This is a genomic window from Labrys monachus (assembly GCF_030814655.1).
Taxonomy (GTDB): domain Bacteria; phylum Pseudomonadota; class Alphaproteobacteria; order Rhizobiales; family Labraceae; genus Labrys; species Labrys monacha.
Genome location: NZ_JAUSVK010000001.1, coordinates 3,383,345 through 3,402,977 on the forward strand (window position 1 = coordinate 3,383,345; position 19,633 = coordinate 3,402,977).

Below are 19,633 nucleotides of genomic sequence, written 5' to 3' on the forward strand. Positions count from 1 at the left end.
CGCTCCGCGTCGGCCCTCCCCCTCCAGGGGAGGATGATACACCGCCCTCTTCTCCCCTCTGGAGGAACACACCATGCCCACCGTCAAGGAAATCCTGCAAACCATGGACTATGGTCCTGCCCCGGAAGCCGAGAACCATGTTGCGGCCTGGCTCGCCCAGCACGAGAAGGGCTTTCGTCACTTCATCGGCGGCGCCTTCGTTCGGTCCAGCGGCAAGGCCACCTTCGACGTCACCAATCCCGCCCGCGACACGCTGCTCGCCAAGGTGGCCGAGGGCACCGCGGAGGATGTCGACGCCGCGGTGAAGGCGGCGCGCAAGGCGTTTCCCGCCTGGTCCGCCCTGCCCGGCCATGAGCGGGCGCGCTACCTCTATGCCATCGCCCGCCATGTCCAGAAGCGCGAGCGCTTCCTCTCCGTGCTGGAGACGATGGACAACGGCAAGCCGATCCGCGAGAGCCGCGACATCGACATCCCGCTGGTGGCCCGCCATTTCTATCACCATGCCGGCTGGGCCGAATTGATCGACAGCGAGTTCGCCGGCTACGGCCCGGTCGGCGTCTGCGGCCAGATCATCCCCTGGAACTTCCCGCTGCTGATGCTGGCCTGGAAGATCGCCCCCGCGCTCGCAGCCGGCAACACCGTCGTGCTCAAGCCGGCCGAGTTCACGCCGCTGACCGCGCTCGCCTTCGCCGAGATCTGCCGGGAAGTCGGCCTGCCCGAAGGCGTGGTGAACATCGTCTGCGGCGACGGCGCCACCGGCGCGGCGCTCGTCGCCCATGCCGACGTCGACAAGATCGCCTTCACCGGATCGACGGAAGTCGGGCGCCTTATCCGCCAGGCGACGGCCGGATCCGGCAAGAAGCTGTCGCTGGAGCTCGGCGGCAAGTCTCCCTTCATTGTCTATGAGGATGCCGATCTCGACGGTGCGGTGGAAGGCGTCGTCGACGCCATCTGGTTCAACCAGGGCCAGGTGTGCTGCGCCGGCTCGCGCCTGCTGATCCAGGAGGGCGTCTCCGATCTCTTCCTGCGCAAGCTGCAGCGCCGCATGGAGACGCTGCGCGTCGGCGACCCGCTCGACAAGTCCGTCGACATGGGCGCGATCGTCGCCCCGGTGCAGCTGCAGCGCATCCGCGATCTCGTCGCCAAGGGCAAGGCGGAGGGCGGCACGCTGTGGCAGTCGCCATGCGACCTGCCTTCGAAGGGCAATTTCTTCCCGCCCTCGATCTTCATCGACGTCGAACCGTCCTCGACGGTGTCGGAGGTCGAGATCTTCGGGCCGGTTGCCGTCGCCATGACCTTCCGCACGCCCGACGAAGCGATACAGCTCGCCAACCACACGCGCTACGGCCTCGCCGCGTCGATCTGGTCGGAAAACATCAACCGCGCGCTCGACACCGCCGCGCGGATGAAGGCCGGCGTGGTGTGGGTCAACTCCACCAACCTCTTCGACGCGGCGGCCGGCTTCGGCGGCTATCGCGAGAGCGGCTTCGGACGCGAGGGCGGACGCGAGGGCCTCTACGAATATCTCAAGCCGGCGTGGGAGAAGGGCCTCGCCGACGCGGCGGACGCCAAGGCGGCGCCGCTCAGCGCCGCCCCCGCCGACGCGCCGACGGGCAACGCGCTGCCGAGCATCGACCGCACCGCCAAGCTCTATGTCGGCGGCAAGCAGGCGCGGCCCGATTCGGGCTACAGCTACACCGTCAGGAGCACGAGCGGGGCGAGCCTCGGCCAGGCCGGCCTCGGCAACCGCAAGGATATCCGCAACGCGGTGGAGGCAGCGGCCAAGGCGGGCGGCTGGGGCGGCGCCACCGCGCACAACCGGGCGCAGGTGCTCTATTATGTCGCCGAGAACCTCGCCTCCCGTGCCGGCGAGTTCGAGCAGCGCCTGCAGGGCTTCGGCCACAGCGCGGAAACGGCGCGGGCCGAGGTGGAGAAATCGATCCGGCGTATCTTCTTCTACGCCGCCCAGGCGGACAAATATGACGGGCGCGTGCATTCGACCCGGTCGCGCCACGTGACGCTGGCGATGAACGAGCCCTTCGGCATCCTCGGCATCCTCTGCCCGGACGAGGCGCCTCTGCTCGCCTTCGTCTCGCTGGTGATGCCGGCCATCGCCATGGGCAACCGCGTGGTGGTGGTGCCCTCGCCGGTCCATCCGCTCGCGGCGACGGACTTCTACCAGATCCTCGACACCTCCGACGTTCCCGGCGGCGTTGTCAACATCGTCACCGGCGCCCGCGACGAACTCGCCAAGACCCTGGCCGAGCACGACGATGTCGCCGCCCTCTGGTATCACGGCACCAAGAGCGGCGGCGCCGCGACCGAGAAGGGCTCGGCCGGGAACCTCAAGCCGGTGTGGAGCAACCAGGGCAAGAGCCTCGACTGGCTCGCCGACGTCCAGGCCCAGGGCGCCGACTATCTGCGCCATGCGACCCAGGTGAAGAACATCTGGGTGCCCTACGGCGAATGAGGGAGGGGTGCCGGTCTCGGGCCGGCACGCCACCCGACCATCCCGGAGGCGGACGCCTCGCCCCCATGTGCCAAGTCTACGGGAAATAGCGCAACTTTGCTTCTCCCGAATGGGAGAAGGATGCTGATCGGCCGATCCCATCGCTATTGGACGAAATCGGCCGCGGTCCCGTGAAGCCTGTCAGGCCGGTTTCAGCGCCAGGCGCCGCTCGGCCGCCTGCTCGATCCGTTCCGCACTGTAGAGCAGCGGCACATAGCCGCCTTCCGCCCATTTGCGGGCGAGATCGCCGTAATGCGGAGAGGTCGGGTCGCCCGACTGGCCCGGTGCATTGATGCAGACGCTGTTGTCCCAGCTGCCGACGTCGACGACGACCCGCACGGACGCACCCAGCATCACCCGGAAATCGCTGGTCCGGTAGAGGGCGTTCATCGGCGTCGAATCGCTGCCGCCCTTCTCGAAAGGCCCGACATCGAGATCGGACGCGCTGCCGACACGCGCCGTCGCGCTGATGGCATGGGCGAAATAGCCCTTGTGCAGGCTGCCCCAGCGCCACAGGGAGGGATTTGCGCCCATCAGGCCTGCGCATTCGGCCCAGGCGTCGGCGAGCGTGCGGGCGAGAAGTTCGTCGCGGGCGCGCGACGGATCCTCGCCCAGCCGCGCATCCGGCGTCTCGATGAGGAGGAGCACGCTCTCGGGGTCGCCGGGCAGAAGGAGCGCGCGGATGGCGGGGTCCTCGACGAGGAGCGCGAAGAGCCCCGTCCTCAGATGCTTGCTCCACCACACCTCGAAAAGCGCGGCGGGCGCACTGCCGGCGGCGATGCGGAAATCCCATCCGGCGAACAATGCCTTCGCCTCGCCGACGCGGCCTTCGGCGCGCAGCCTGTCGACCAGGGCGACGAGACGGCGGGCCGGGAGCGAGAGGTCGTCGGTCTGCAAGGCGCAGGAATCGGCGACGTCATGGCGCCCGCCGGCGGCGAACACTTCGGTGATGCGGTTCATGCGCGAGCGCTCGATCCACTCATAGCCGACCTGCCTGGTGTCGTGCGGCCAGTCCGGCGGCAGGTTCGGCTCATTGGCGGTGGCGAAATAGCCCGCCTCGGGATTGAGCACTTCCGGCAGGTCGCCGAGGAAGCCGTTCCACTCGTACCGGCCGTCACCCGGCACGGGAAGCAGGCCGTCCCAGTTCGGCCTGACCGGGCTGAACCCGGCCGGCAGCCAGCCGATATTGCCGCTGGTGTCGGCATAGACCTGGTTGGTCGCCGGCACGCCCCAGCGCTTCATCGCGGTGCGGAACTCGTCGAAATTGCGGGCGCGCATGGAGGCAATGCTGGCGAAATAGGGGGCGGTGCCCGGCTCGGACCAGACGGTGCGGATGGCATAGGCGCGCCGGCGCGCCCGATCCTCGTAGACGACTGGCCCGTGGCGGGTGAATTTGAGCCGGTGCACCTGGTCTTCGGCGCCCTTGACCGCGACGCGTTCCTCGACGACGCGCATCGCCTCCCAGCCTTCGCCGAAGCGATAGAGGCCGGAATCGTCCGGCGACGTCTCATAGACATAGACGTCTTCCTGGTCCGGGCCGAAGAACAGCGTCAGCCCGAAGGCGATGGTGCCGTTATGGCCGATGCAGATGCCGGGAAGACAGGGTTCGCCGGCGCCGATCACGTCGAGGCCCGGCGCGGTGAGATGCACGAGATAGCGCAGCGAGGGAACGGCGTGGGCCCGGTGCGGGTCGTTGGCCATGATCGGGCGGCCGCTTGCGGTCCGGCTGCCATGCACGACCCAATTGTTCGAGCCCTGCGCCGCGGCATCGCGGACGACGTCGCCCGTCGCGGCGACCCTGGACCAGACGGGCGCCTCCTCGATCGAGGAGGCGAGCCGTCCGTCCTCGAAGGTCACCGCCGCCAGCGCGAGCTTGAACACGTCCAACACCGCCAACGGAATCGCGGCGAGATCGATCCCCTCGGCGCGATACGGCGTCTTCGGCGGATCGAGCTGCTGGCGCAGCAGGTCGATCCCCTCCCCGGCCGCGCTGACGACATTGGCGCGGATGACCTCGGAAAGCGCGTTGCGCATCATGCCGTGGCTGCGCACCCGCACCACGTCCTCGGCCTCCCATCGGGCGGGCCGGGTTCCCATCAGCTTGAATTCGATCGGCAGCCACTCGGGATGGGCGTCGAGCCCGTCGATGAAGGCGTTGATGCCGGCGGCGAAGGCCCGGCAGATGTCATGGGCATCGTCGCTGTAGGCGGCCCATTCGGCCTGCATGTCGCCCCGATACAGGAACAGGCGCGAGGCCCTGTCCTGGGCGAGATAGCCGGGCCCGAAATCGGCGGCGAGCTGGCCGAGACCGCGCTTGCGCCACAGGTCGATCTGCCAGAGCCGGTCGCGGGCGGCGTTGTAGCCCTGGAGGAAGAAGAGATCCGTCAGGTTCTCGGCCTTGAGGTGGGAAATGCCCCATCGATCGATGGTGATTTCCGCCGGCGCCGACAAACCCGGCACCATCATCTCCTGCACCTGCATTCTCGCTACCCCGACTCTTCAAAATGGCTTTCAGGAAATCGATAGACCCGGGACGGATAAAAATCTCCACCCTTCCCGGCGCGACGGCATCGATCCACGGATCGCTCGCGGGAACGCGGATACCCCGCCCCTATGCGCCGAGATATGAGGAAGAGGCGCGATTTTTTCATAGCCGCGCTTGTCCAGGGTATCCGGACTTCGTCCGGAACGAGGGCTCGCGGCCCGCCGGATTGCCGGGACAAGCCCGGCAATGACAAATCCTGAACCGTTACGAGTCAAAATCGCCTTATCCGGCACCCTATGAGCGCCTCATGCGTGCACCCGGCGGGATCACCCCTGCGCGGCCTCGACCGGAAGGGACGGCGTCTTGCCTTCGCGCCATTTGCGGCAATAGTCGATCATCGTGGTGAACCTGACGCCCGGCTTGTCCTTCACATGCTCGATGAACTGCTCGAGGATGAGCATGCGATGAGCCCGCCCGATCACCTGCGGATGCATGGTGGCGCTGAACAGGCCGGTGCCGATGCGGTCGTAGAGATAGTCGAACTCGTCCTTCCACATCTGCAGGAAGTCGCGCGGCGTGATCACGCCCTGATTGATGCCAGTCTTGCCGACGACATATTCGAACTGCGGGAAGTCGTCGAGATGCCAGGCGACCGGCATCTCGACGAGATTGACCGGCGTGCCGAACTTGTAGGGATCGTCCATGGTGAACGTGTCGCCCAGGCGGCACCAATAGGGCTCGAAATCCGATCCCATCATGCTGCTCTCATATTCGAAGCCATATTCGAGCAGCAGCGGAATGCTCTCGGGGCTGTTGTCCCAGGCCGGCGAGCGATAGCCGACCGGCCTGACGCCGGCGACCTCGTGGAGGGCCTGGAAGCCTTTTTCGAGGATCCAGCGCTCGCGCTCGGGCGACACCGTCACCGGGTTCTCGTGGATCCAGCCATGGTGGCCGATCTCATGCCCGGCGGCGGCGATGTCCTGCACCGTCCGCGGATAGGCATAGGCGGTGTGGCCGGGAATGTAGAAGGTCGCCGGGATCTTGTAATGCTCCAGCGTCGACAGGATGCGGCGCACCCCGATCGGTCCGAATTCACCGCGCGACAGCATGCTCGGCGACTTCGCTCCGAACGTGCCGATCCACAGCGAAACCGCGTCGTAGTCGAATGTCAGGGCAACGCCCACATCCTTGGCCTGGCTCATGATTATTCCTCCGTGCTGAAAGGGAAGCGGCGGATCAGTTGCGGATGCGCCGCGCATAGATGTCGAGCGCCACGGCGCCGATGACGATGACGCCCTTGGCCACCAGCTGGTAGTTGTTGTTGATGGCGAGGGAGTCGAAGACATTGGTGAGGGTGGCGATGATCAGGAGGCCGATCGCAGTGCGCCACATCGCGCCCTCGCCGCCGAGCAGCGAGGTGCCGCCGATCACCACGATGGCGATGGAATCGAGGGCGATGCTGCCGCCCATGTCGGCCTGGCCGACGCCGAGGCGCGAGGCCAGGATCATGCCGCCGATGCCCGAGCAGATCGCCGTCATCACATAGGTGCTCGCCCGCAGCACGTCGACGGGAATGCCGGACAGCCGCGACGCCTCGGTGTTGCCGCCCGTCGCATAGATCGCCCGGCCATAGACGCTGCGCGCGAGCACGAAGGCACCGAACAGGAAGACCGCGATGAGGATGTAGATCGAGATCGGCCAGCCGAACCACGCCTCGGTACCGAGATATTGGAAGTTGAAATCGTTCGGCACCTGCGGCGCGGCATCCGAATAGATGAAGGCGTAGCCGCCGAAGGCCGAGCCGGTGCCGAGCGTCGCGACGAAGGGGTTCACCCTGAGCTTGGTGACGATCAGCCCGTTGATCACCCCGCAAATGGTGCTCGCGATGAGGACGACGCCGGCCGCTCCCCACAGCCCGAGAGGGTCGGTGAGATGGGCGAAGACCACGGCCCCGAGCGCGAAGATCGCGCCGACCGACAGGTCGAAGCCGCCGCCGATCATTACGAAGGTCATGCCCACCGAGACGATGCCGACAGGCGCGGCCTGGCTGAGGATGTTCTTGACGTTGGTCGGATCGAAGACGCGCGGATAGAGGATCGCGCTGGCGACCAGCAGGATCACGAAGGCCCAGACGACGCCGAACTGCAGGAAGACATCGCGGATCGGGAATCTGCGCCGGGGCGCGGCAGGCCGGGAAAGCGGGACATTAGTCATGCGTCATTACCTTGAAGGCGGCAGTCAGGATGTCCTGGACGGTCACCGGCGTATCCCCTTGATCGAATTCGGCGACCTTGCGCCCCTCGGACATCACCAGGATGCGGTCGCTGGCGGCAATGACCTCTTCGAGGTCCGACGACACCACGATGATGCCGAGGCCTTCGTCGGCGAGGCGGCGCAGCGTCATCATGATCTCGTCCTTCGCGCCGACGTCGATGCCGCGCGTCGGCTCGTCGACGAGAAGGATCCTCGGGCCGCGGAAGCGCGCCTTGCCCAGGAGCACCTTCTGCTGGTTGCCGCCGGAAAGATGGCGCACCAGCGTGCCGACGCGGTTCTCCGCAAAGCCGAATTCGCGCGCCACCGCCCGCGATTTGCGCAGCATCGCCGTGTTGGAAATCACGCCGAAACGCGAGACCTCGCCGAAGCGGGAGATCGCGATATTGTCCATGGCGCTCATGCCGAGGACGAGCCCCTGCGTCTTGCGGTCTTCCGGCACCAGCACGATGCCCGATTTCAGCGCTTCGCGCGGCGATCGCGGCCAGGAGACCGCCACGCCGTCGACCACGAGATCGCCGGTGCTGCGCGGCTCCAGGCCGGCGAGCGCCCTCAGCAGCGAGGTGCGCCCCGAACCGACGAGGCCGCCGACCCCGAGGATCTCGCCCGGCTGGAGTTCGAGATCGACATTCTCGATCGCTCCCGGCACGCCCACGCCCTTCGCGATGAGAAGGGGCGCCGCGCCCGGCTTGCGCGGGGCGCCCTCGATGCGCCGGTTCTCGACGACGTCGTGGCCGACCATGGCGCGGATCAGCGCCGGCTTGGTCCAGTCGGCGCGCGGGGCCGATCCGGACAGCGCGCCGTCCCGGAACACGGTGACGACGTCGGAAATATCCAGCACCTCCTCGAGGTTGTGGCTGACGAACATCATCGTGGTGCCTTCCGCCCGCATCTGGCGCATCAGGCGGAACAGCGCCTCGCGCTCGGGCGGCGCGAGGGAGGTCGTCGGTTCGTCGAAGAGCAGCAGCCTGGCGCCCGACTGGACGCCGCGCATGATCTCCAGCATCTGCTGGTCGGCGACGGAGAGCCGCCCGGCGACCGCATCGGGCCGGATCGAGACGGACATCTGCGCCGCCAGCTCCTCGAAGCGCGCGCGCATGCGCCGCTCTTCCAGGAGGCCGACGCGCGACAATGTCTGGCCGAGGAAGACATTGGCCTGCGCCGACAGGGCGGGAACGATGGTCAGTTCCTGGTAGATCGTCGCGATGCCGAGCCGCCGCGCCTGGCGCGGAGCGCCGAACGCATGCGGCTGGCCGAAGATCCTCACGGCGCCGCCGGTGGGGACGACCCGCCCGGCGATGATGCCGAGGAAGGTCGACTTGCCGGCGCCGTTCTCGCCGACAAGCGCGTGGATCGAGCCGGTGCGGGCCTCGACGTCGACGCCCTTGAGCGCCATCGTGCCGCTATAGCTCATCTCGACGCCGGTGGCCTGGAGGGCGAAACCGGACCGGGGGGTGCTCGCCGTCACAGTCGCGTGCTGCATGGATCCCATCCCCCGGCGTGCGATCGCCGTCCCCGCCGCGTCAGTACTGGGGCTCATATTTGTCGACATTGTCCTTGGTGATGTCGTGGACTTCCAGCGGCGTGGTGCGGGGCACCGGCTTGCCGGCCCAGGCGTCGCCGAGCTGGATGACGGCCTCGTACATCTCCGTATAGGGCAGCAGGGTACGGGTGCCCTCGATCTGGCCGGCCTTGACGGCCTGGAAGGACCAGATGTTGCCGCCGCTGTCGTAGATCTTGAGATGGCCGTTGTTGAGCGCGCCGGTCTGCTTGGCGGCCTGCACCGCGCCGCGGGTCATGTCGGAATAGTTCGAGATCAGGATCGTCAGGTCGGGATGGGCCTGGAACAAAGGCAGCGTCTTGGAATTGCCCTGCACGATGGAATAGTCGGTCCTGACCACGGCGACGACGTCGAAGTCGGGATATTTGGCCTTGACGTCCTTCAGCGCGAGGTCGGTGTTGATCGTGTTGGCATTGAGGTCGGGCCCGGTGACCACGGCGACCTTCTGCTTGCCGGGATTGTCCTTGGCGACGTTCATGATCCAGTCGCGGAAAGGCCCGCGACCCTGCGATCCGCCGACGAAGTTCAGCGTGCCCGGCGCCCACAGCGCGTCGCCCTCATTGGCGGCGCGGTCGCAGATCGGTTCGTTGGCAATCGCCACGAGGACGTTGTGCTCGCGCGCGGTCTCGCTCAGGATCTTGCAGGCTTGGTTGCCGTCGTTGATCTCGCCGAGGATGGCATTGTACTTGCCGCTCGAAATCACGTTCTGGGCCTGGTTGTACTGGACCGTCGGGCTCCAGTTGGGGTCGAACACGTCCAGCGTCGCGCCGATCTTCTGGGCCGCTTCCTTGGCGCCCTTGATGGCCGCCTGCAGATGTGTGTTGTTGGTCGCGGCGACGAGGAAGGCGATGTGGAGCTGGCCGCAGCCGCCCATCACCGATTTGCCCTCGCCGAGATCGATGGCGTGAGGCTTGCAGTCGTCGGCGCGGGCCGGCGTCGTGCCCGCCCCCGCCAGCAGCGCCGTGCCGAGGGCGAAAGCCGTGCCTGCGAACAGGCCGAAGCGAAGTTTAGCGAACATGGTCGTCATGGCTCCCTTCCGGATCATGCCGCCGGCGGCCACCAAGGCGCGGGCGCGGTCTGGATTGGGGTGATTATCGGCGGCGCCCGGATTTTCGAGTTACCACTTGAACACAATCGCAGCGTGCGGCGGGAAAAGGCACGCGTGGAGAGGCGATCATCGGATCACCCCTCTTGGAAACGCAGAGCCCGCCGGAAAGGAAGAGGTCGATCGGTGATCGACCCATCTCGCATTTATCCCGGGAAAGCCTGCGGCTTTTCTCACCCCCGGTTGAGCCAGGGCGGCAGGCGAAAGGCGCATTCCCCGTAGGGCGAGGGCGAGAGGATGCGCTGGCGTCCGTCCTGGATCTGGAAGATGAGATGGGCCTGGCTGATCGAAGGGTCGCGCGAGGTATCGGGATAGGCCTCCGCCACCTGCCCGGGATTGTCGAGGCAATAGGCGCCGTTGACGCCGCGATGGATGACCGTGCGGATCTCCGGCACCACGCGGTCGAAGGCCCGGGGGTTGTCGGTGCGGGTCCAGGCCGTCGCCAGGATGTTGACGCGGTCATAGGCGAGGCCGGCATGGGAGTGGCCGGGCTTGACACCATGCATCCGCTCATAGCGCTCGGCGAAGCCGCGGGCGAGATGGTCGCCGTAAAGGCCGGTCGTCGTCGCCCAGATCACCCCGTCCGCATCGCCGCCGAGTTGCTGGCGATAGGCGGGGATCGAGGGACCGTACAGCGTGTAGACCAGCGCATTGGCCGGATTGTCGAGGAACTGCCGAAGGAAGGCGATGTTTTCCTCGGGAAAGTAATAGGCCAGGAAGATGGCAGCCGGCGCCAGGCTGTGCACCTTGTCCATCACCGTGCCCCAGTCGATGTTGCGCAGCGGCAGGTCGTCGAGCAGATCGATCTTCCAGCCGGTCCTCGCCGCCAGGCGTTCCAGGTTCTGGAACCCGATATTCATGCGCGACCAGCGCGGCTGGATCACCAGGACCCGCCGCGTCGCGGGCGTCCAGGCCCTCGTCTTCTCCAGTTCGGTGATGAACTGGATGAAGCGCGGGCCGTAATGGATGTCGCTCGGGCAGATCTGGAAGACATTGCGCAGCCGCCACCGATCGAGGCGCACGCGGTCCACCATCGCCTCCATCGTGGCGCAATGCAGGTAGGGCGCGCCATAGTCGGCGACGAGGTCCTGGACCCCCTCCTCCGAACAGGTATAGCCCGAGGTGATGGCGTCCACCTCGCAATCGATCAGGTTGCGGACCGCCTCCAGCACGGCTCGATCGTCGCTGACGTCGCAATCGGCGACGCGCAGCTCCAGCTTGCGTCCGGCGACGCCGCCGCGACGGTTGATCTCGTCGATCGCCAGGCGGGTGCCGTTGAGCATCTCGGTCGCGTCGGTCGAGGCCAGTCCGTTGAGGGACAGCGGCATGCCGATCAGGATCGGGCGCCGCTGCACGGACAGAGAGGGCTGGCGCGCCCGTCCCGACCAGGAAGCCTTGTGGTCGACGAGCCCGGCCGTCAGCGGCATGAGGTTGCGCCCGCCGCCGGGCGTCGGCAGCCGAAGCAGGCCGAGATCGGTCGCCAGGGTCGCGGCGCCGGTGCGGCTCATCTGGCCGAGCTTGACGAGAATGCGCTCTACATGGGTGGTGATCGTGCGCAGGCTCGCCTCCAGGCAGGCCGCGATCTCCCGGTTGCCCAGGCCGCCCGAAATCAGGGTGAGGACGTCGAGCTCGCGGACCGTCAGCCCGAAAGGCGGCGATACCCGCGTGGCCGCCACGATCGCCCGCCTGCCATCGGCCCGGTGTTCGACGTCGATGCGGACCGAATGCCAGCTGCGGTCGCCGTCGATCCAGACGAAGCGGACGAGATCGCGGCCGCTGTCCATCAGCGCCACCGCGAAGGCGGCAAGGTCCGGCCGGGCCACGATGAAGGCTTCGGCGCCGCGGCCCTCGATCGTTTCGATCTGTCCGTCCTCGGTGACGGCCAGGCGGTGGGTCACGAGCGGCGCGCCGGCCTCCGGCCCGTGCGGCCGCTCTTCGGTCACGCCGGCCGCCGCGGATGCCTTCCGGCTTTCCAGGAGAAGAGAGCCCGTGGGCTCTTTGGCGATCAAAGGGCTCTCACCTTGTTGCGAGGAAGCATCATCGTGCCTCGACCGTAGCAAATTCCATGCCGGGAACATAGGCCGTCTCCGCCCGCCAACCATGGATGACGGAAACGGCCCTGTCGCGCCATCGGTCGGTTTACGTATTTCGCAGCCGGCTCCCGCCACTAGGCTTGCGCCATGCTCCCGCTGACGAGGAGTGCAAGCAAGAGGGCGAGAGCATGAGTCAGCCGACATCCGGGGCGGACCACCTGCCGGCCGCAGCGACGGCGAGCAACGCGAGGATCCTGTCCTCCGCCGCCAACGGCATTTCCGAATTCATCGTCGCCAACGGCGCCGATCCCGGCGTCGTGCTCCGGGCCGCCGGCATCGACGAGCGCATCGTCCGCACCGATCGCGGCAGCCTCGATCTGCGGCGCTATTGCGAGATGATCGAGCTCGCCGCCCGCGTGACGAAGAATGACGATTTCGGCCTGCAATTCGGGCGCGACTTCAGCCCGGAACGGCTCGGCCTGATCGGAGAGATCGTCCTCGCCTCGCCGACGCTGGGGGCCTCGCTCGAGAACCTCGCCCGCTTCTTCCCCTATCACCAGCAAAATACCGCCACGGCCTTCCGCCGCTCGGGCGGCTTGTGGCGCCTCGAATTCCGCATCCTCGACGGACGCATCCTGCAGGGGCGCCACTATGCGGAGATGACGATGGCCATGTATCTGAACGTCATCCGCAGCTGTCTCGGCCCGGCCTGGACGGCGGACGAGGTCCATTTCGAACATCCCTGCCCCGGCGGGATCGCGACGCATCGCAGCGTCTTCAACGCGCCGGTCTATTTCAGCATGGCGACCAACGCCCTCGTCTTCCGCGACGGGCAGCTGGCGACATCGATGCCCGGCGGCAATCCGGCCCGCATGCGCGATTTGTGCCAGGCACTGACGCTGCTCACCGGCAGCACCGGCACGCTCAGCCTCACCGATCAGGTGACGGGGGAGATCCGCTCGCGGCTGCCTTCCGGCTATCCGCATATCGAGGACGTCGCCGAGGCCCTGCAGATGACGCGCTGGACGCTGCAGCGCCGCCTCGCCGACCATGGCCGCGTGTTTTCCGACCTCGTGGAGACCACGCGGCAGAGGCTGGCGGAACTTCATCTGGGCCAGGCCCACATGCCGATCCGCGAGATCGCCGACATCCTCGGCTATTCCGAGCTGAGCGCCTTCAGCCGGGCCTGCGTGCGCTGGTTCGCCGCCCCGCCCTCCAGGGTCCGTGAAGGCCTGCTTCGAACGCAGGCGCCCTGACGCAGTATCGAGATGTCAAGCGCCCGTGCGGCGGGACGCCCTATCATGCTGCGACGAGAGAGTTCGCGCGAGGAGCGAAAGGAAAGCATCATGAAGCTCACAGGCAGGCTGGCGGTGGTGACCGGCGGCTATCGCGGGATCGGCCGCGCCTGCGCCGAAGCGCTCGCCGGCGAAGGCGCGCGGGTGATCGCGGCGGACATCTTCCCGGACAGCCCCGGCTATGCCAGCGATGCCATCGCCTATCGCAAGCTCGATGTCGGATCGGAAGGCGACTGGCAGGCCCTCTCCGACACCCTCGCCGCCGATCCCGGCCGCATCGACATCCTGGTCTGCGCCGCCGGCATCGCCCCCACCAAGGCTTCTGCGCACGACGTCGCCCTCGCCGACTGGGACGACATCCTCCGCGTCAACCAGACCGGTGTGCTGCTCGGCATGCGCATGGCGACGGCGATGATGCTCGGACGCGGTCCCCTCTCGATCGTCAACATCTCCTCGATCTGGGGACAGGTCGGCGGCAGCGGGCAAATCGCCTATCATGCCAGCAAGGGCGCCGTCATCAACATGACCCGCAACGCCGCCGTGACCTATGCCTCGCGGGGCATCCGCGTCAACGCCATCCTGCCCGGCCTGATCGATACCGACATGGTGCGCGTCCAGAAGCCGGAAATGAACGCCGCCACGCTGGCCCTCACGCCGATGGGCCGCATCGGCCTTCCCCGGGAGATCGCCGCCGGGGTGGTCTTCCTCGCCGGCGACGACGCCTCCTTCATCACCGGCGCCATCCTGCCGATCGACGGCGGCTATACCGCGCAATAGGTCCACAGTCTCATGACCGATCAAACCGAGAGCCGGCCTCTGGCCGGACGCATCGCGCTGGTGACCGGCGCCGCCCGCGGCATCGGCGCCGCCGTGGCGACGCGCCTGGCCGCCGACGGCGCCCAGATCTATGCCGGCGACATCCTGGAAGAGGAGGGCCGCGCCCTTGCGGCGCGGCTCGGGCCGCAGGCAGCCTTCCAGCGGCTCGACGTCACCGACGAGGCCCAATGGGCGGCGATGATGGAGCGCATCGCGCGCGAGGCCGGGCGCCTCGACATCCTCGTCAACAATGCCGGCATCTACGGACCGGCCTCGCTGCAGGACGAATCCGCGGCCGGCTTCCGGCGGCTGTTCGAGATCAACCAGTTCTCGATCTTCTGGGGCATGAAATGCGCCGTGCCGCTGATGACGCTCGGCGGGTCGATCATCAACCTGTCCTCGATCGGCGGCATGGTCGGCTACAAGGGGACCTTCGGCTATGCCGGCACCAAATGGGCCGTGCGCGGCCTGACCCGCTCGGCCGCCCGCGAACTGGCCCCCCTCAGGATCCGCGTCAATACCGTCTGCCCCGGCGTGATCGACACGCCGATGTTCTACGAGAACGACCCGGCGCTGCTGAACCAGTTCCTCGAATCGATCCCGCTGGGAGCCCTGGGCAAGCCGACCGACATCGCCTCCGCCGTCGCTTTCCTCGCCTCGGAACAGGCGGCCTACATCACCGGCTCGGACATCCTCGTCGACGGCGGCATGCTGGCCTGAAGCATTCGCCGGACCCGGCGGGAAGCGCAAAGACGCATCCCAAGAGCCGAAGCCGGGCCCGAGGCGCGAGCGGCCCGTTCGGCGGCCGCGCCGGTCGGTCATCGCCCCTATTTGCGGCGCCGGGGCGCTACGGCGATTCGCCGCTTGTGATTTCCGCTTGAAACCCGCTATCGACCAGCATTGAATTGAGCGTGAATCAAGCGGAAGGTCCGATGTGAACGACGTCCATCAGCCCCGGCCAGCCGGCATGTCGCATGAAGAGCGCGTGCGAAGCGGTATCGAGAGCGCGGGAGTCGGCACCTGGGACTTCGACTTCTCCACGCGGCGGCTGGTCTGGTCGGCGACGACGAGGAGGCTTTTCGGCATCAGCGCCGACCAGCCGGTCGATTATGACCTCCTTTTGTCGCTGCTCGCCGCGCCGGAGCGCGAGGTCACGATCGAGGCCGTCAACCGGACGATCGAGACCGGCGCTCCCTTCGACGTGCAGATCCGGGTCAGCATGCCGTCGGGCGCGGGCCATTGGCTGCGTTTGCGCGGCGGAGCGGTCCGCGACGAAGGCGGCTCGATCGGCCGGCTGAGCGGCATCGCGCTCGACATCGATGAGGAAAAGAAGCTCGAAGAGGCCTTGCGGACGCGCGAGGAACATTTTCGGTCCATCCTCGATACCATTCCCGATGCCATGGTCGTCATCGACGAAGCCGGCATCATCCAGTTCTTCAGCCGGGCCGCCGAACGCCTGTTCGGCGCTACCGAGAGCGAGGCGATCGGCAGGAATGTCAGCATGCTGATGCCGGAGCCGGACCGGTCGCGCCATGACAATTATCTCTCCCGCTACCGCAGCACCGGTGACCGCCACATCATCGGCATCGGCCGGGTCGTCACCGGCAAGCGCAAGGACGGCTCCACCTTTCCCATGCACCTGTCGGTCGGCGAGATGAGATCGGGCGGCCAGCGTTACTTCACCGGCTTCGTCCGCGATCTGACGGAGCAGCACCAGACGCAGGCGAGGCTTCTCGAGCTTCAGGCCGAGCTCGTCCATATCTCGCGCCTGAGCGCGATGGGCGAGATGGCGTCCGCCCTCGCCCACGAACTTAACCAGCCGCTCGCGGCCATCAGCAACTATATGAAAGGCTCGCGCCGCCTGCTCGCAGCCAGCCGCGACCCGAACGCCGAGAAGATCGAATCGGCTCTCGACCGCGCGGCCGAGCAGGCCATCCGGGCCGGCCAGATCATCCGCCGTCTGCGCAGCTTCGTGTCCCGGAGCGAGGCGGAGCGGCATGTCGAAAGCCTCTCCAAGCTGGTGGAGGAAGCCGGCTCCCTCGGCCTCGTCGGTGCGAGGGAACAAGGCGTCGCGCTGCGTTTCGAGCTCGATCCCGCCTGCGACCTCGTGTTCGCCGACCGTGTTCAGGTCCAGCAGGTGCTCATCAACCTCTACCGCAACGCCATCGAGGCGATGCAGTCCGCCGACCGCCGCGAACTCGTCGTCGCCAGCAGCCGCACGCAGGAGGGCCTGGTCCGCATTTCCGTGGCCGATACGGGCCACGGCTTTACCGAGGAAGTCCGGTCGAGCCTGTTCCAACCCTTCTTCACCACCAAGAAGACGGGCATGGGTGTCGGTCTTTCCATCAGCCGAACGATCATCGAGGCCCATGGCGGGCAGATGTGGGCCGAGGCCAACGAGCTGGGCGGCGCTACCTTCCGCTTCACGTTGCCGCCTGCCTCGGCTGGAGATGACGCGGAGGATCGGGAGAATGTCTCCGATGCCCGGTAATGCACGCGTCTATGTCATCGATGACGATCCGGCCATGCGCGATTCGCTCGACTTCCTGCTCGGCACCGCCGGATTCGCCGTGATGTTGTTCGATTCCGCATCGCAGTTCCTACAGGCTCTCCCGGAGCTCGGCTTCGGCTGCGTGCTCACCGATGTCCGCATGCCCGGCACCGACGGGATCGAGTTGCTCAGGCAGATGCGATCGGCGGCCAGCAGGCTGCCCACCATCGTCATGACCGGGCACGGGGACATCCCGCTCGCCGTCGAGGCCATGAAGCTCGGTGCCGCCGATTTCGTGGAAAAGCCCTTCGAGGACGAACGCCTCATCGGCATGATCGGCAGCATTCTCAGGCAGGCCGTCGAAAGCGACAGGACGTCCAGGGAGCAGACTGCGTTGGTTTCACGCATCGCGTCCCTCAGCCCGCGCGAGCGCCAGGTCCTGGATGGCCTCGTCGCCGGCCTCTCCAACAAGATGATCGCCCAGGAATACGACATCAGCCCACGAACGGTGGAAGTCTACCGCGCCAATCTGATGACCAAGATGCAGGCCTCCAACATCTCGGAACTGGTCAAGCTGGCGATCCGCAGCGGCGTCCTCGACACCTGACGGCAGCGCCTTGCTCGCGCCCCCGGCGCTCCGTCACCCGCTTTCCGAGAGAGCGACCGCCGGCGGCATTCGCTCCCGCCGCGCCTTTTGTGGTGGATCAACGCGCGGCTTGCCGACAACGCCCATTATTGACAATCGCACGGCTCCGCCAGATCTGCCCGAGTGGGGGTGCGCCGAGGATTCGATGAGCACTGTCCCCGCCCCCATCACCGTCGACGTCATCGACGACGATCCCGATGTTCTCGGCTCCCTCCGCTTCCTGCTGGAAACCGAAGGCTTCGAGGTCAGGACCTTTGCCAGCGGCGCTGCATTTCTGGCCGCCGGTGTCGACCATTGGTCCGACTGCGTGATCATCGACTACAAGATGGAGGAGATGAACGGGATCGACCTCATCCGCTCCCTGCGCGGGCGGGATGTCCACGCGCCGGTCGTGCTGATCACCGGCTATCCCGACGAAACCATCCCGAAGCGGGCTGCTGCCGTGGGCGTGCATCACGTCGTGCTGAAGCCGCATGTCGAGGAAGGCCTCGTGGTGCATGTGCGTGCCGCCCTGAGCGCGGCCGCGGCCGCCGACCTCCGGGAAACCCCTTAGGGGGGAGCCCTTAAGGCATCGACCGAAATTTCGCGGCGGGGCGATCGCCTCTACCACTTGGCCATCCGCACCGCCAAGGAGATGGCTCCGATGCTTTCCCGCACCATGATCGCTCCCACCCCCGACATGCGCACCGGCCTCCTGCCGACCCTGCCTCCCAAAGCCGACAGCCGCTTCTTCTCCACCGCCCATCCCGGCCTGCTCGGCACCCTCGCCTCCTACGGCAAGGACGAGGAGATCTATGGTGACGACGAGCCCGCCGACTATGTCTACGAAGTGGTGAGCGGCGCCGTCCGCACCTGCAAGCTCCTCGACGACGGCCGCCGCCAGATCGGCGCCTTCCATCTGCCCGGCGACGTCTTCGGCCTCGAATCCGGCCCCGCCCACCGCCTCACCGCCGACGCCATCGTCGACACCACCGTCCGCCTCGTCCGCCGCAGGAGCCTCGAGGCCGCTGCCCAGGGCGATGTGCGCATCGCCAATGCCCTCTGGGCCACCACCGCCCGCGACCTGCGCCACGCCGAGGACCACATGCTCCTCCTCGGCCGCAAGACCGCCAAGGAACGCGTCGCCGCCTTCCTCCTCGAAATGGACCGCCGCCTCACCGTCGCCGGCATGCTCGACCTGCCCATGTGCCGCCGAGACATCGGCGATTATCTCGGCCTCACCCTCGAGACCGTCTCACGCGTCCTCTCCCAGCTCCAGCAGGAAGGCGTCCTCGGCCTCTCCGGCGCTCGCCACATCGTCCTGCGCAACCGCCAGCGCCTCCACGGCATGAATATCTGAACGGATGGCCCGCCGCCGGCTTCGATCGGCGGGGCCCGACGATCTCATTCGAGCGATCTCGCGCCGCATCGCTCAATGGGCCATGAAGAGCGGCAGGTCGCTGGTGCGGATGAGGTCCTGCGTCGCGCCGCCGAGGATCCATTCCCGCATGCGCGAATGGCCATAGGCGCCGGCCACGATCAGGTCCGCCGAGATATGATGCGCCCGGTCGAGCAGCGCCGCGGCGACGTTCTCGCCGGACGGCATCACGGTGACCGTGGTCTCGATGCCGTGCCGCGCCAGATGGGTGGCGATGTCCGCCATCGCCTCCCCGCCGCCGAGCCGTCCCTTGGCCGGCTCCTGCACGCCGACGAGCTCTGTCTTCGTCGCCAGCCTGAGCAGCGGCAGCGCCTCGGCGACGGCGCGGGCCGCCTCGCGCGTATCGACCCAGCCGATCATCGCCGTCTCGATGCGCGCTCGGGGCTTCACCCCGCGCGGCACGAGGTAAAGGCCGTGCCCGCCCTCGAACATCACGGCCTCGACCATGCTGTCCCAGTCGTGAAGGCTCCTGAAATGATAGGGGCAGGACACGACGAAGAGATCGGCCCAGCGTGCCTCGGTGGCGACCAGGCGCGGCAGGAGCCCGGATACGTCCTCGACCCTGCGCACATCTCCCGTGACCGACAGGCGGGCGAACCGGGCCTCCATGCTCGCCTGGGTGGCGGCACCCTGGTCGAGGACATCCCAGGTGATTTCCGCAAAGGCCGCGGCTCCCGCTCCCTCCGCATAGAAGGCACTGTCCGGCAGCATGTTGGTGTAGAGGCCGGTCAGATGCGCGCCTGAAAGGCCGGCGATCGCCTCGGCATGGGCGAGGCGGTTTTCATCCTCCTCGCCGCCGTCGAGATGAACCATCACGTCCCGGTAGCCGGCGGCACGGCGCCGCGCGTCGACGGCCAGAGAGCGGACGGACGGGGATATGTCGTTCATGGCGGTCTCCGTGAGAGGTTGCCGGAATCGTTGCCGGCCTTGGGTTCGATCCTCTGCCCCGCCGGGCGAGTCGCCTTGATCTGTCTCAACACGGCGGCCGGGCCGAAGGAAATGCC

Annotated in this window: 15 protein-coding genes; 8 read left to right on the plus strand and 7 right to left on the minus strand. The window is 67.3% G+C overall.

Annotated features, from left to right (window positions below; translation table 11 throughout):
* The first annotated feature begins 73 nt into the window (after positions 1 to 73).
* Positions 74 to 2,470: an aldehyde dehydrogenase family protein gene (locus tag J3R73_RS15325; protein WP_307428418.1), complete on the plus strand. Its 2,397-nt coding sequence runs from the start codon at positions 74 to 76 to the stop codon at positions 2,468 to 2,470.
* A gap of 180 nt (positions 2,471 to 2,650) precedes the next feature.
* Here the strand turns inward: J3R73_RS15325 and J3R73_RS15330 are convergent, their stop codons facing one another.
* From J3R73_RS15330 to J3R73_RS15355, 6 genes are all read right to left on the minus strand, one after another.
* Positions 2,651 to 4,990 carry a penicillin acylase family protein gene (locus J3R73_RS15330; RefSeq protein ID WP_307428421.1) on the minus strand — a complete coding sequence of 780 codons (2,340 nt, stop codon included), beginning with the start codon at positions 4,988 to 4,990 and terminating at the stop codon, positions 2,651 to 2,653.
* Positions 4,991 to 5,320: 330 nt separating this feature from the next.
* Complete coding sequence (locus tag J3R73_RS15335; RefSeq protein WP_307428424.1) at positions 5,321 to 6,196, minus strand: polysaccharide deacetylase family protein; 876 nt, start codon at positions 6,194 to 6,196, stop codon at positions 5,321 to 5,323.
* Positions 6,197 to 6,230: 34 nt separating this feature from the next.
* A complete protein-coding gene (locus J3R73_RS15340) occupies positions 6,231 to 7,208 on the minus strand; it encodes an ABC transporter permease (RefSeq protein ID WP_307428429.1) in 978 nt (325 codons plus the stop codon).
* A complete protein-coding gene (locus tag J3R73_RS15345) occupies positions 7,201 to 8,748 on the minus strand; it encodes a sugar ABC transporter ATP-binding protein (protein WP_307428431.1) in 1,548 nt (515 codons plus the stop codon). Before J3R73_RS15345 ends, J3R73_RS15340 begins: the two co-directional genes overlap by 8 nt.
* Positions 8,749 to 8,788: 40 nt before the next feature.
* Positions 8,789 to 9,853 (minus strand): sugar ABC transporter substrate-binding protein, encoded by a 1,065-nt coding sequence (locus J3R73_RS15350; protein ID WP_307428434.1) that lies wholly within the window; start codon positions 9,851 to 9,853, stop codon positions 8,789 to 8,791.
* A gap of 251 nt (positions 9,854 to 10,104) precedes the next feature.
* Positions 10,105 to 11,874: an ABC transporter substrate-binding protein gene (locus J3R73_RS15355; RefSeq protein WP_307428437.1), complete on the minus strand. Its 1,770-nt coding sequence runs from the start codon at positions 11,872 to 11,874 to the stop codon at positions 10,105 to 10,107.
* Between the two features lie 278 nt (positions 11,875 to 12,152).
* On the opposite strand from J3R73_RS15355, the gene qhpR reads away from it, so the two are divergent.
* From qhpR to J3R73_RS15390, 7 genes are all read left to right on the plus strand, one after another.
* The gene (qhpR, locus tag J3R73_RS15360) at positions 12,153 to 13,220 is read left to right on the plus strand and encodes an AraC-like transcriptional regulator QhpR (protein ID WP_307428440.1); all 1,068 of its coding nucleotides are present in this window, start codon (positions 12,153 to 12,155) and stop codon (positions 13,218 to 13,220) included.
* A 90-nt stretch (positions 13,221 to 13,310) separates the two neighbouring features.
* Complete coding sequence (locus tag J3R73_RS15365) at positions 13,311 to 14,036, plus strand: SDR family NAD(P)-dependent oxidoreductase (protein ID WP_307428442.1); 726 nt, start codon at positions 13,311 to 13,313, stop codon at positions 14,034 to 14,036.
* Between the two features lie 12 nt (positions 14,037 to 14,048).
* Entirely contained in the window at positions 14,049 to 14,795 is a 747-nt protein-coding gene (locus tag J3R73_RS15370; protein WP_307428444.1) for an SDR family NAD(P)-dependent oxidoreductase, read from the plus strand.
* Positions 14,796 to 15,042: 247 nt separating this feature from the next.
* The gene (gene fixL, locus J3R73_RS15375; protein ID WP_307437361.1) at positions 15,043 to 16,566 is read left to right on the plus strand and encodes a sensor protein FixL; all 1,524 of its coding nucleotides are present in this window, start codon (positions 15,043 to 15,045) and stop codon (positions 16,564 to 16,566) included.
* A complete protein-coding gene (gene fixJ, locus J3R73_RS15380) occupies positions 16,556 to 17,173 on the plus strand; it encodes a response regulator FixJ (RefSeq protein WP_307437364.1) in 618 nt (205 codons plus the stop codon). Before fixL ends, fixJ begins: the two co-directional genes overlap by 11 nt.
* 184 nt (positions 17,174 to 17,357) lie before the next feature.
* Positions 17,358 to 17,765 (plus strand): response regulator transcription factor, encoded by a 408-nt coding sequence (locus J3R73_RS15385; protein ID WP_307428446.1) that lies wholly within the window; start codon positions 17,358 to 17,360, stop codon positions 17,763 to 17,765.
* 126 nt (positions 17,766 to 17,891) lie between these two features.
* The gene (locus J3R73_RS15390; protein WP_307437367.1) at positions 17,892 to 18,551 is read left to right on the plus strand and encodes a helix-turn-helix domain-containing protein; all 660 of its coding nucleotides are present in this window, start codon (positions 17,892 to 17,894) and stop codon (positions 18,549 to 18,551) included.
* Positions 18,552 to 18,623: 72 nt separating this feature from the next.
* On the opposite strand, the gene J3R73_RS15395 is transcribed toward J3R73_RS15390, so the two are convergent.
* A complete protein-coding gene (locus J3R73_RS15395; RefSeq protein ID WP_307428448.1) occupies positions 18,624 to 19,517 on the minus strand; it encodes a universal stress protein in 894 nt (297 codons plus the stop codon).
* Positions 19,518 to 19,633: the final 116 nt, after the last annotated feature.

Bases quoted from the DNA above. Each gene is read 5' to 3' on its own strand.
- J3R73_RS15325 (WP_307428418.1), top strand. From the start codon at position 74: ATGCCCACCGTCAAGGAAATCCTGCAAACCATGGACTATGGTCCTGCC.
- J3R73_RS15330 (WP_307428421.1), bottom strand. From the start codon at position 4,990: ATGCAGGTGCAGGAGATGATGGTGCCGGGTTTGTCGGCGCCGGCGGAA.
- J3R73_RS15335 (WP_307428424.1), bottom strand. From the start codon at position 6,196: ATGAGCCAGGCCAAGGATGTGGGCGTTGCCCTGACATTCGACTACGAC.
- J3R73_RS15340 (WP_307428429.1), bottom strand. From the start codon at position 7,208: ATGACTAATGTCCCGCTTTCCCGGCCTGCCGCGCCCCGGCGCAGATTC.
- J3R73_RS15345 (WP_307428431.1), bottom strand. From the start codon at position 8,748: ATGCAGCACGCGACTGTGACGGCGAGCACCCCCCGGTCCGGTTTCGCC.
- J3R73_RS15350 (WP_307428434.1), bottom strand. From the start codon at position 9,853: ATGACGACCATGTTCGCTAAACTTCGCTTCGGCCTGTTCGCAGGCACG.
- qhpR (WP_307428440.1), top strand. From the start codon at position 12,153: ATGAGTCAGCCGACATCCGGGGCGGACCACCTGCCGGCCGCAGCGACG.
- J3R73_RS15365 (WP_307428442.1), top strand. From the start codon at position 13,311: ATGAAGCTCACAGGCAGGCTGGCGGTGGTGACCGGCGGCTATCGCGGG.
- J3R73_RS15370 (WP_307428444.1), top strand. From the start codon at position 14,049: ATGACCGATCAAACCGAGAGCCGGCCTCTGGCCGGACGCATCGCGCTG.
- fixL (WP_307437361.1), top strand. From the start codon at position 15,043: ATGTCGCATGAAGAGCGCGTGCGAAGCGGTATCGAGAGCGCGGGAGTC.
- fixJ (WP_307437364.1), top strand. From the start codon at position 16,556: ATGCCCGGTAATGCACGCGTCTATGTCATCGATGACGATCCGGCCATG.
- J3R73_RS15385 (WP_307428446.1), top strand. From the start codon at position 17,358: ATGAGCACTGTCCCCGCCCCCATCACCGTCGACGTCATCGACGACGAT.
- J3R73_RS15390 (WP_307437367.1), top strand. From the start codon at position 17,892: ATGCGCACCGGCCTCCTGCCGACCCTGCCTCCCAAAGCCGACAGCCGC.
- J3R73_RS15395 (WP_307428448.1), bottom strand. From the start codon at position 19,517: ATGAACGACATATCCCCGTCCGTCCGCTCTCTGGCCGTCGACGCGCGG.